At 70.8% G+C, this 12,021-nt stretch carries 7 protein-coding genes; 4 read left to right on the plus strand and 3 right to left on the minus strand.

The genetic code is table 11. From position 1 onward, the window contains the following. Positions 1–544: 544 nt before the first annotated feature. On the minus strand, positions 545–1,636 hold the full coding sequence (locus ACZ56U_RS35170; RefSeq protein WP_469087978.1) for an ADP-ribosylglycohydrolase family protein: 1,092 nt from the start codon (positions 1,634–1,636) through the stop codon (positions 545–547). A 269-nt stretch (positions 1,637–1,905) separates the two neighbouring features. Between ACZ56U_RS35170 and ACZ56U_RS35175 the strand changes: the two genes are divergently transcribed. The 3 genes from ACZ56U_RS35175 (at position 1,906) to ACZ56U_RS35185 (ending at position 9,063) form a co-directional block, all read left to right on the plus strand. Continuing rightward, on the plus strand, positions 1,906–2,637 hold the full coding sequence (locus tag ACZ56U_RS35175; RefSeq protein WP_469087979.1) for a VIT1/CCC1 transporter family protein: 732 nt from the start codon (positions 1,906–1,908) through the stop codon (positions 2,635–2,637). A 374-nt stretch (positions 2,638–3,011) separates the two neighbouring features. Continuing rightward, positions 3,012–7,610: a glutamate synthase large subunit gene (gene gltB / locus ACZ56U_RS35180; RefSeq protein ID WP_469087980.1), complete on the plus strand. Its 4,599-nt coding sequence runs from the start codon at positions 3,012–3,014 to the stop codon at positions 7,608–7,610. Further along, positions 7,603–9,063, plus strand: a complete 1,461-nt coding sequence (locus ACZ56U_RS35185) for a glutamate synthase subunit beta (protein WP_469087981.1) — start codon at positions 7,603–7,605, stop codon at positions 9,061–9,063. The genes gltB and ACZ56U_RS35185 overlap by 8 nt, the downstream gene beginning before the upstream one ends. Before the next feature lie 170 nt (positions 9,064–9,233). On the opposite strand, the gene ACZ56U_RS35190 is transcribed toward ACZ56U_RS35185, so the two are convergent. Next, positions 9,234–10,142, minus strand: coding sequence for a chitosanase (locus ACZ56U_RS35190; protein WP_469087982.1), 909 nt, complete (start codon positions 10,140–10,142; stop codon positions 9,234–9,236). Beyond that, positions 10,139–11,053, minus strand: coding sequence for a rhomboid family intramembrane serine protease (locus ACZ56U_RS35195; RefSeq protein ID WP_469087983.1), 915 nt, complete (start codon positions 11,051–11,053; stop codon positions 10,139–10,141). Before ACZ56U_RS35195 ends, ACZ56U_RS35190 begins: the two co-directional genes overlap by 4 nt. A gap of 96 nt (positions 11,054–11,149) precedes the next feature. On the opposite strand from ACZ56U_RS35195, the gene ACZ56U_RS35200 reads away from it, so the two are divergent. Next, a complete protein-coding gene (locus ACZ56U_RS35200; RefSeq protein WP_469087984.1) occupies positions 11,150–11,878 on the plus strand; it encodes a vWA domain-containing protein in 729 nt (242 codons plus the stop codon). Positions 11,879–12,021: the final 143 nt, after the last annotated feature.

A 12,021-nucleotide genomic window follows, 5' to 3' on the forward strand; every position in this document is an offset into this window, starting at 1 on the left:
CCAGGGGCTGCCGCCCCTTCGGCCCCGCCTCCAGGGGCTGCCGCCCCTTCGGCCCCGCCTCCAGGGGCTGCCGCCCCTTCGGCCCCGCCTCCAGGGGCTGCCGCCCCTTCGGCCCCGCCTCCAGGGAGCTCCGCCCCCTGGACCCCCGTCGGCCCTGAAGGGGCCTCGTCCTCAATCGCCGGACAGGCTGAAAGGCATGCGTTCATCGGGTCGCCCCCGGCTCTTCGCCCGCCTCCAGGGGACTCCGCCTCCTGGAGCCCCGTCGGCCCTGAAGGGGCCTCGTCCTCGAATGCCGGACAGGCTGAAAGACCTGCGTTCATCGGGTCGCCCCCGGCTCTTCGCCCGCCTCCAGGGAGCTCCGCCCCCTGGACCCCCGTCGGCCCTGAAGGGGCCTCGTCCTCAATCGCCGGACAGGCTGAAAGGCATGCGTTCACCGGGTCGCCCCCGGCTCTTCGCCCGCCGCCAGGGGACTCCGCCTCCTGGACCCCCGTCGGCCCTGAAGGGGCCTCGTCCTCGAATGCCGGACAGGCTGAAAGACCTGCGTTCATCGGGTCGCCCCCGGCTCTTCGCCCGCCGCCAGTGTGTACGCCGTCGGGTTCGGGGGCGGCCAGGGGTTCTCGGGTGCGGGAGCCGTTTGTCGTACCGCCTCGGTCAGCCGGTCCGCCACGTCCAGGACGTGATGGCCCGCCATCGCCGGGAGACAGCTGCCGCGAGCCGGGCCGATGGCCGCCGCCCAGTCCGCCGGGATCGAGGAGGCGCCCCGTGTCCCGCCCGCCAGGGCCCCCGCCACCGCCGCCGTGGTGTCGGCGTCCCTGCCCATGTTCACCGCGGTCAGGACCGCCTCCACGAAGTCGCCGTCGGCCGCGGCGTACGCGCCGAAGGCCAGGGCGACCGCCTCGGGGGCCAGGTCGGTCCACGGGTAGCCGCCGATCACCACCGCCGAGCGGACCGCTCGTTCGCCCCGGTGCGCCACCGCCACCGCACGGCGCAGGGACCGGGCCGTCCAGGAGTCGTCGGGGATGACCGCCAGGGCCGACGCCACCACCGCGATCGTGGGGGCGCCCGCCATCGCCGCGGCCACGCCGGCCGCGACCGCCTGGCCGCCGTAGATGCCCTCGCCCTCGTGGCTGACCGAGCCGTCGATCGCCACCAGGCGGGCCGCCTCCGCGGGGCGGCCCGCGGCGAAGACGCCGAAGGGGGCCGCCCGCATCGCCAGGCCGTCGCTCCAGGCGTGGCGGTGCTGGGCCGAGATGGGGGCGGCAAGGCCCCGGCGGAGGTTCTCCAGGGTGCCGCGCTCGCTGAAGCCGGCGCCTCGGAAGGGACCCTCGTCCCGGTCGGCGATCCACTCGTGCCAGGCCGCCCCCACGTCCGCCGGCGTCAGTGCCGAGCCGTGGCGGGCCAGCAGGAGGCCGGAGAAGATCGCGTACTCGGTGTCGTCCGTGCCCGCGGGGCTCTCGGCCACGTAGCCCGTGATGCGGCCCCAGCGGGCCCGGATCTCGGAGGGCTTCATGTTCTCGGCGGGGGCGCCGAGGGCGTCGCCGACGGCCAGGCCCAGCAGTGCCCCGCGGGCCCGGTCGCGGAGTCCGGCGGCGTCCGCGGGCGCCGGGACCGGGGGAATGCAGGCGATGGATGCCATACGCGGCCTCTCCTACGGGGGCTCCGCACAGGGCGCGGGGCCTTTGCGGATGTGTCCCACCGGCGCACGGCGGCAGAGCATCGGGAGGCTCAGCATCACCCGGTCGACATCTGAGCGGCTGCTTGATCGTATGCGCATTCGAGGGTAAAGCCGCAGGTTAGCGCAGCCTTTCCTTTCTGGCGGAAGGGGAATGCCTCGACGTACAGTGTGGTTTCCATAATTAGAACCAGTCCAAAGTTAGCTTTGGCTTAGCTATCTGGGGGAGCCGCATGGCCATCATCGAGACCGAGGCGCCACTGCACGAGGCGCACCGTGACAACCACACCCACCGGGACGTGAACGGCGGCTGGCTCCGCCCCGCCGTCTTCGGCGCCATGGACGGGCTGGTCTCCAACCTCGCCCTGATGACCGGTGTCGCCGGCGGGTCCGTCGGGCGGCAGGCCATCGTGCTGACCGGGCTCGCGGGGTTGGCCGCCGGCGCCTTCTCCATGGCCGCGGGCGAGTACACCTCCGTCGCCTCGCAGCGCGAGCTCGTCGAGGCCGAGCTGGAGGTCGAGCGGCGGGAGCTGCGCAAGCACCCGCAGGACGAGGAGGCCGAGCTCGCGGCGCTCTACGAGGCCCGTGGTGTGGAGCCCCGGCTCTCCCGCGAGGTGGCCAGGCAGCTGTCGCGCGACCCCGAGCAGGCCCTGGAGATACACGCCCGCGAGGAGCTCGGGATCGACCCCGGGGACCTGCCCTCGCCGCTGGTGGCCGCCGTGTCCTCGTTCGGGGCGTTCGCGCTGGGGGCCCTGCTTCCCGTGCTGCCGTACCTGCTCGGGGCGAGCGCGCTGTGGCCGGCGGTGCTGGTGGCGCTGGTCGGACTCTTCACCTGCGGTGCCGTGGTGGCCAGGGTGACCGCGCGGAGCTGGTGGTTCAGCGGGCTGCGGCAGCTCGCGCTCGGCGGTGCCGCGGCCGGTGTGACGTACGCCCTGGGCAGCTTCTTCGGGACCGCCGTAGGATAGGGCGGCTGCATGTTATGCGTTGGGCCGCATAAGTAGTCGTTACTCACTGGTTTCGAACGCTTAACCACTGGGCATGAGCCGTAAGCGCTGTGGGCAATGACGCCTGCCGTGCATCGGCGAGGTGGGCGACGACGCCTCTCTCGCCCCTCGGGTCGGCGGACATCGATCTGTCCTGACGGCCCCCACACACACTTCAGGCCACGTGCGCGATACCCCCCGTCGCACCCCCGTGGCGTCCGCATGTTGGAACGGGGTATCCGCTTCCCGAGATTCGCTCCATCATGTAATCTGCACGAAATTTTGCGCACACGCAGAGGGCCAACGTCGTCCCTCGGCACGCAGATATGCCACTTGAGACGACGACGGGAGAGCCGATGCGTACGCCGCGCCAGCCGTCCCAGCACTCCGCGAATGGCCAGAACTGGTCCTTCATGGATGCTCGCCCTGCTGCGCAGGGTATGTACGACCCCCGCAACGAAAAGGACGCCTGCGGCGTCGGTTTCGTGGCCACCCTCACCGGCGAGGCGAGCCATGCGCTGGTCGAGCAGGCGCTCACCGTTCTGCGCAACCTGGAGCACCGCGGTGCCACCGGTTCCGAGCCCGACTCGGGTGACGGCGCGGGCATCCTGACCCAGGTCCCGGACGCGTTCTTCCGCGAGGTGGCCGACTTCGAGCTGCCCGAGGCCGGCGCGTACGCCGTCGGTATCGCCTTCCTCCCGGAGGACGGGATCGCGGAGGCCGTCTCACGGATCGAGACGATCGCCGCCGAGGAGAACCTCACCGTCCTCGGCTGGCGCGAGGTCCCGGTCGCCCCCGAGCTGCTCGGCGCCACCGCCCGGTCGACCATGCCGGCCTTCCGCGAGATCTTCGTCGCCGACGGTGCCAGCACCGGCATCGACCTCGACCGCAAGGCGTTCGTGCTGCGCAAGCGCGCCGAACGCGAGGTCGACGTCTACTTCCCCTCGCTCTCCGCGCGCACGATCGTGCACAAGGGCATGCTGACCACCGGCCAGCTCGAACCGTTCTTCCCGGACCTGTCCGACCGCCGCTTCGCCTCGGCCGTCGCCCTCGTCCACTCGCGCTTCTCCACGAACACCTTCCCGTCGTGGCCGCTCGCACACCCCTACCGTTTCGTCGCGCACAACGGTGAGATCAACACCGTCAAGGGCAACCGCAACTGGATGGCGGCCCGCGAGTCGCAGCTCGTGTCGGACCTGTTCGGCAACGACGACAAGGCGATCGAGCGCGTCTTCCCGGTGTGTACGCCGGACGCCTCCGACTCGGCGTCCTTCGACGAGGTGCTGGAGCTGCTCCACCTCGGTGGCCGCTCCCTGCCGCACTCCGTGCTGATGATGATCCCGGAGGCGTGGGAGAACCACGACTCCATGGACCCGGACCGGCGCGCCTTCTACCAGTTCCACTCCAACCTGATGGAGCCCTGGGACGGCCCGGCCTGTGTCACCTTCACCGACGGCACCCAGGTGGGCGCGGTCCTCGACCGCAACGGTCTGCGTCCCGGCCGCTACTGGGTCACCGACGACGGCCTCGTCGTCCTCGGCTCCGAGGTCGGCGTCCTCGACATCGACCCCGCCAAGGTCGTCCGCAAGGGCCGCCTCCAGCCCGGCCGGATGTTCCTCGTCGACACCGCCGAGCACCGCATCATCGAGGACGACGAGATCAAGGCGCAGCTCGCCGCTGAGGCCCCCTACGCGGAGTGGCTGGAGGCCGGCGAGATCGAGCTCTCCGACCTGCCCGAGCGCGAGCACATCGTCCACACCCACGCCTCGGTCACCCGCCGCCAGCAGACCTTCGGCTACACCGAGGAGGAGCTGCGCGTCATCCTCGCGCCGATGGCCAAGGCGGCCGCCGAGCCGATCGGTTCGATGGGCACCGACTCGCCGATCGCCGCGCTGAGCGAGCGTCCGCGCCTGCTCTTCGACTACTTCACCCAGCTGTTCGCGCAGGTCACCAACCCGCCGCTGGACGCGATCCGCGAGGAGCTCGTCACCTCGCTGCGCAGCGCCCTCGGTCCGCAGGGCAACCTGCTCGACCCGACGGCCGCCTCCTGCCGCTCCGTCGTGCTGCCCTTCCCGGTCATCGACAACGACGAGCTCGCCAAGCTCATCCACATCAACGCCGACGGCGACATGCCCGGCTTCAAGGCCGCCACCCTCTCCGGTCTGTACCGGGTCTCCGGCGGCGGTGACTCCCTCGCCGCCCGCATCGACGAGATCTGCACCGAGGCCGACGCCGCCATCGACAACGGCGCCCGTCTGATCGTCCTGTCGGACCGGCACTCCGACGCCGAGCACGCGCCGATCCCCTCGCTGCTGCTCACCGCGGCCGTCCACCACCACCTCATCCGCACCAAGCAGCGCACCCAGGTGGGACTGCTGGTCGAGGCCGGTGACGTCCGCGAGGTCCACCACGTCGCGCTGCTCATCGGGTTCGGCGCCGCGGCCGTGAACCCGTACCTCGCCATGGAGTCGGTGGAGGACCTGCTGCGCGCGGGCACCTTCCTGAACGGCATGGAGCCCGAGCAGGCCATCCGCAACCTGATCTACGCGCTCGGCAAGGGCGTGCTGAAGGTCATGTCCAAGATGGGCATCTCGACCGTCGCCTCCTACCGCGGCGCCCAGGTCTTCGAGGCCGTCGGTCTCGACTCGGCCTTCGTGGAGAAGTACTTCAACGGCACCGCCACCAAGATCGGCGGCGTCGGCATCGACGTCATCGCCAAGGAGGTCGCCGCCCGGCACGCCAAGGCCTACCCGGCCTCCGGCATCGCGCCGGCCCACCGCGCCCTGGACATAGGCGGCGAGTACCAGTGGCGCCGCGAGGGCGAGCCGCACCTGTTCGACCCGGAGACGGTCTTCCGCCTCCAGCACTCCACGCGCACCGGCCGCTTCGACATCTTCAAGATGTACACGGACCGGGTGAACGAGCAGTCCGAGCGGCTGATGACCCTGCGCGGGCTCTTCGGCTTCACGTCGGACCGTCCCTCGATCCCCCTCGACGAGGTCGAGCCGGCCAGCGAGATCGTCAAGCGCTTCTCCACCGGCGCCATGTCGTACGGCTCCATCTCCAAGGAGGCGCACGAGACCCTCGCCATCGCCATGAACCAGCTGGGCGGCAAGTCCAACACCGGTGAGGGCGGCGAGGACGCGGACCGGCTGTACGACCCGGCGCGGCGTTCGTCCATCAAGCAGGTCGCCTCCGGCCGCTTCGGTGTGACCTCCGAGTACCTGGTCAACGCGGACGACATCCAGATCAAGATGGCCCAGGGCGCCAAGCCCGGCGAGGGCGGCCAGCTGCCCGGCCACAAGGTCTACCCGTGGGTCGCCAAGACCCGGCACTCCACCCCGGGTGTCGGCCTGATCTCCCCGCCGCCGCACCACGACATCTACTCCATCGAGGACCTGGCCCAGCTGATCCACGACCTGAAGAACGCGAACCCGCAGGCGCGGATCCACGTGAAGCTGGTCTCCGAGGTCGGCGTCGGCACGGTCGCGGCGGGTGTGTCCAAGGCCCACGCGGACGTGGTGCTCATCTCCGGCCACGACGGCGGTACCGGTGCCTCCCCGCTCACCTCGCTCAAGCACGCCGGTGGCCCCTGGGAGCTCGGTCTCGCCGAGACCCAGCAGACCCTGCTGCTCAACGGCCTGCGCGACCGGATCGTCGTCCAGACCGACGGCCAGCTCAAGACCGGCCGTGACGTCGTCATCGCCGCGCTGCTCGGCGCCGAGGAGTTCGGTTTCGCGACCGCGCCGCTCGTCGTCTCCGGCTGCGTCATGATGCGCGTCTGCCACCTGGACACCTGCCCGGTCGGCATCGCCACCCAGAACCCGACGCTGCGCGACCGGTTCGCCGGCAAGGCCGAGTACGTCGTGAACTTCTTCCAGTTCATCGCCGAAGAGGTCCGCGAGATCCTCGCCGAGCTGGGCTTCCGCTCCATCGAGGAGGCCGTCGGCCACGCCGAGGCCCTCGACGTGACCCGCGCGGTCGACCACTGGAAGGCGCAGGGCCTGGACCTGTCCCCGCTCTTCTACGTGCCCGAGCTGCCCGAGGGCACCCCGCTGCACCAGGTCATCGAGCAGGACCACGGCCTGGAGAAGGCGCTCGACAACGAGCTGATCAAGCTCGCCGCCGACGCGCTCGCCGCCGACTCGGCGACCGACGCCCAGCCGGTGCGCGCCCAGGTCGCCATCCGCAACATCAACCGCACGGTCGGCACCATGCTCGGCCACGAGGTGACCAAGAAGTTCGGTGGCGCGGGCCTGCCCGACGACACCATCGACATCACCTTCACCGGCTCGGCCGGTCAGTCCTTCGGCGCCTTCCTCCCGCGCGGTGTCACGCTGCGCCTGGAGGGCGACGCCAACGACTACGTCGGCAAGGGCCTCTCCGGCGGCCGGGTGATCGTCCGTCCCGACCGGGGCGCCGACCACCTCGCCGAGTTCTCCACGATCGCGGGCAACACCATCGCCTACGGCGCGACCGGCGGCGAGCTGTTCCTGCGCGGCCGTACCGGCGAACGGTTCTGCGTCCGCAACTCCGGCGCGCTGGTGGTCTCGGAGGGCGTGGGCGACCACGGCTGCGAGTACATGACCGGCGGTCACGCGGTGGTCCTGGGCGAGACGGGCCGCAACTTCGCGGCCGGCATGTCCGGCGGTGTCGCCTACGTCATCGACCTGAACCGCGACAACGTCAACGTGGGCAACGTCGGCGCGGTCGAGGAGCTGGACGACAGCGACCGGCAGTGGCTGCACGAGGTGGTGCGCCGCCACGCCGAGGAGACCGGTTCGACGGTCGCCGAGAAGCTGCTCGTCGACTGGGACACGTCCGTGCAGCGCTTCAGCAAGATCATCCCCAGCACGTACAAGGCAGTGCTCGCCGCCAAGGTCGCCGCCGAGCAGGCAGGTCTCTCCGAGACCGAGATCACCGAGAAGATGATGGAGGCGGCGATCAATGGCTGACCCGAAGGGCTTTTTGAACCACGGCCGTGAGGTCGCCAAGTCCCGCCCCGTCGACGTGCGCCTGAAGGACTGGAACGAGGTCTACGTCCCCGGCTCCCTGCTGCCGATCATCAGCAAGCAGGCCAGCCGCTGCATGGACTGCGGCATCCCGTTCTGCCACAACGGCTGTCCGCTCGGGAACCTCATCCCCGAGTGGAACGACTTCGCCTACCGCGAGGACTGGTCCGCCGCCTCCGAGCGGCTGCACGCGACCAACAACTTCCCGGAGTTCACCGGGCGGTTGTGCCCCGCTCCCTGTGAGTCGGCGTGTGTGCTCGGCATCAACCAGCCGGCCGTGACCATCAAGAACGTCGAGGTCTCGATCATCGACAAGGCCTGGGACAGCGGTGACGTCGAGCCGCAGGCCCCGGAGCGCCTGTCCGGCAAGACCGTCGCGGTCATCGGCTCGGGCCCGGCGGGCCTGGCCGCCGCCCAGCAGCTCACCCGGGCCGGTCACACCGTCGCCGTCTACGAGCGCGCCGACCGCGTCGGCGGCCTCCTCCGGTACGGCATCCCCGAGTTCAAGATGGAGAAGCGGCACATCAACCGCCGTATCGAGCAGATGCGCGCGGAGGGCACCCGCTTCCGTACCGGGATCGAGATCGGCCGCGACCTCAAGGCGACCGACCTCAAGAAGCGCTACGACGCGATCGTCATCGCCGCCGGTGCCACGACCGCCCGTGACCTGCCGGTCCCCGGCCGTGAGCTCAAGGGCATCCACCAGGCCATGGAGTACCTGCCGCTGGCCAACAAGGTGCAGGAGGGCGACTTCGTGGCGCCCCCCATCACCGCCGAGGGCAAGCACGTCGTGGTCATCGGCGGTGGCGACACCGGCGCCGACTGCGTGGGCACCGCCCACCGCCAGGGCGCGGCCTCGGTCACGCAGCTGGAGATCATGCCGCAGCCGAGCGCGGACCGTGCCCCGCACCAGCCGTGGCCGACCTTCCCGATGCTCTACAAGGTCACCTCCGCGCACGAGGAGGGCGGCGAGCGGGTCTACTCCGTCTCGACGACCCACTTCGAGGGCGACGAGGACGGCAACGTCCAGTGGCTGCACCTCACCGAGGTCGAGTTCATCGACGGCCGGCTGACCCCGAAGCCGGGCAGCGAGCGCAAGATCCCCGCCCAGCTGGTCACCCTCGCCATGGGCTTCACCGGCACCGACCGGGAGAACGGCCTGGTCGAGCAGTTCGGCCTGGAGCTCGACGAGCGCGGCAACGTCGCCCGCGACGCCGACTTCCAGACCAACGTCCCCGGCGTGTACGTCGCCGGTGACGCCGGCCGTGGCCAGTCGCTCATCGTGTGGGCGATCGCGGAGGGTCGCTCGGCCGCCCGTGGTGTCGACCGCTTCCTGACCGGTGCCAGCGACCTGCCGGCCCCGATCCGTCCGACGGACCGCTCCCTGGTGGTCTGACCCGGCATCCGCTCCGGCGGCACCACAGACGTCCCGTACAAAGGCGTACGGAACACTGACGGCGCCCGCCCTCCCTGTCCCCGACCGGACGGAGGGCGGGCGCCGTCGCATGCTCGGACCGCCCCGGACGCCTGCCAGGTCAGCAGGCGTCCCCCAAGGCACCCTCGTCCCTAAGGCACCCGGAACGTCTCCCCGTACACCTGCCACGTCAGCGGCGTCTTCAGGTCCAGGTTCCCGTCGTACAGGAAGCGCCGCTGGGCGGTGTCGACGCGGCTGGTGTCGATGTCCGCCTTCCTGGTGCGCATCGCCTTCACGCGGATGTCCAGGAAGATGTCGAGGTAGGCCTTCTCGGAGCCGCCCTCGGAGGGCAGGTCGGCCTCGTGCAGGGCGCGTTCGCGCAGGCCGTAGAAGCTGGTGGCGCCGGTGCCGGGGCCGTGGAAGACCATGGCGTCGTAATAGATGAACTGGCCCAGCGTGCCCAGGCCGTCGAGCTTGGCGAGGCGGACCGCGGGGTCGAAGTAGACGCGGTCGCGCTCGGCGTCCTGCGCGTCCCGGAAGGCCTTGACCTCGGCCTCCGCCTTCCAGGCCTTCGTGAACCCGGGGTCCAGGCCCTCGTGGGAGTCCGTGCCGTCGACCTCGCGCAGGGCGGGGAGGTAGCGGGCCAGGCCGTTGCCGGGGTGGGCCTCGGTGTAGCGCTCCACCAGGGTCAGCAGGTCGTGGGTGCCGGTGCAGAAGCCGATGATGCCGGCGGTGTAGCCCTGCCCGTCCCCGATGTCCTCGATGTAGCCGTAGGCGGAACGCCAGTCGAGGGTGGAGTTCTCGGCGCTCGCCACGATCTGCTGGGCCAGCTCCTTCTTCGCGGGCGCGGCGAGCCCGGCCGGCAGCGCGGCGATCGCCTTGTCGTCCGCCGACCGCTCCTGTTCGGCCCGGTCCTTGGCCTCCTGGAGCGCCGCCTGCGAGGCGGACACCGACGGCCGCGCCGGGGCGTCCCCTGAGTTCGTGGGGGCGAGGAGGTAGGCCGCCGCGGTGATGACGACGGGTAGGGCGGTCACGACGAGCAGGACGCGCGGTCGTCTCACTGGGTCAGCTCCGAGATTCTCAGGATGGACAGGGCCACGAGCAGCGCCAGCAGCGCCACACACGCGCTCACCTGGACCAGAGCGCGCCGGGGCCCCGGGGGAGCGTACGCGTACGCCAGCGTCACCGCACCACCCGTGAGCAGGCCACCGAGGTGGCCCTGCCAGGAGGTGAGGCCCGCGGAGAGCAGCAACCACAGGAGGAGGAAGCCCATGAAGCGGTTGACCGACCGCATGTCCGCGCCCACCCGGCGGGCCAGGACGTAGTACGCCGCGCCCAGGCCGAAGATCGCCCCCGACGCGCCCAGCGACTGCGTCCCGGGATCGGCGAGGAGCAGTTCGGCCACGGAACCGCCGACCGTGGCGAGCAGGTAGAGGGCCAGGTACCGGACCCGGCCCAGCATCGGCTCCACCGCCCGCCCGAGCTGCCACAGCGACAGCATGTTCATCACGATGTGCAGCAGGCCAAACGTTCCCTCAGTGGGCTCCAGGTGCAGGAACCCGCTGGTCAGCAGCCGCTCCCACTCTCCGGCCAGCACGCCCTCGGCGTGGAAGCCGGGCGGGTGGGCGGACTGGTAGACGTAGTGACCGCCGTCCGGGCCCACCAGACCGGCGGTGAGCATCGAGAAACGGTCCACGATCCGCGGGCGCACGATCTCGCCGACATAGGCCAGAATGTTGACCGCCATCAGGGCGTACGTCACGACCGGCACCGCCGAGACCCGGCCGCCGACGACCGTACGGGCCTGGCGGACCGACCGCGCGCCCTCCTTCACACACTCCACGCAGTGGTGCCCGACGGCCGCCTCCCGCATGCAGTCCGGGCAGATGTACCGGTCGCAGCGGGTGCAGCGGACGTGGGACTCCACCGTGGGGTGGCGATAGCAGGTGGTGAGAGTGGACTCGGGTTCCACGGCCGGCTCCTCGGGGACGGGACGATCACTGAGCCGGTGGGGTCGGCGGCGAACCAAAATAGCCAATGGCTGTGCACGCAGCGAAAGTGGGGGAACATGGCGGCGATCAGTCTCAGCAAGGTCGAGGAGACGGCACCCGCGCTGGTCAGCCTGTACAAGAGCGCCGGTGTGTCGCTGCGCAAGCACGGGCTGGACGGGCTGCGCGCCGCGGTCTACCTGGTGATCGACTACTCCGGGTCCATGAAGCCGTACTACAAGGACGGCAGTGTGCAGGCGCTCGCCGACCGGGTGCTGGGGCTGTCCGCGCACCTCGACGACGACGGCAGCGTGCCGGTGGTGTTCTTCTCGACGGACGTGGACGCCGAGACGGAGATCGCGCTCGCCGACCACCAGGGGCGCATCGATCGGATCGTGGCCGGGCTCGGGCACATGGGCAAGACCAGTTACCACCTGGCCATGGACGCGGTCATCGACCACTATCTCGACAGCGGCTCGCGGGAGCCGGCCCTGGTCGTCTTCCAGACCGACGGCGGCCCGATCAACAAGCTCGCCGCGGAACGGTACCTGTGCAAGGCGGCCAGGCTCCCGCTGTTCTGGCAGTTCATCGGGTTCGGGGACACGAGCAGCAAGCAGTTCGACTATCTGCGCAAGCTCGACGAGCTGTCCGTGCCGGACAAGCGGGTGGTCGACAACGCCGGGTTCTTCCACGCCGGAGCGCAGCCGCGGAAGGTGTCCGACGCGGAGCTGTACGACCGGATCGTCGGGGAGTTCCCGAAGTGGCTGGTGGCGGCGCGGGCCCAGGGGATCGTCCCGCCGGGCGCCTGAACCGCCGGTTTCACAGCCCGAGAACGGCCCCCTCCCACCGCAGGGGGCCGAGCTCGTCCGGCCCGGCCGTCCCCGTGGCTCAGAAGCTGCTCCTCCCGTTGGCTAAGTCGCACCGTCGTGCCACTCTGAAAGTGATCCGGCGA

The organism is Streptomyces sp. NPDC034103 (assembly GCF_055575395.1).

Coding starts and splice junctions, on each gene's coding strand:
- ACZ56U_RS35170 (WP_469087978.1), bottom strand. CDS start 1,636: ATGGCATCCATCGCCTGCATTCCCCCGGTCCCGGCGCCCGCGGACGCC.
- ACZ56U_RS35175 (WP_469087979.1), top strand. CDS start 1,906: ATGGCCATCATCGAGACCGAGGCGCCACTGCACGAGGCGCACCGTGAC.
- gltB (WP_469087980.1), top strand. CDS start 3,012: ATGCGTACGCCGCGCCAGCCGTCCCAGCACTCCGCGAATGGCCAGAAC.
- ACZ56U_RS35185 (WP_469087981.1), top strand. CDS start 7,603: ATGGCTGACCCGAAGGGCTTTTTGAACCACGGCCGTGAGGTCGCCAAG.
- ACZ56U_RS35200 (WP_469087984.1), top strand. CDS start 11,150: ATGGCGGCGATCAGTCTCAGCAAGGTCGAGGAGACGGCACCCGCGCTG.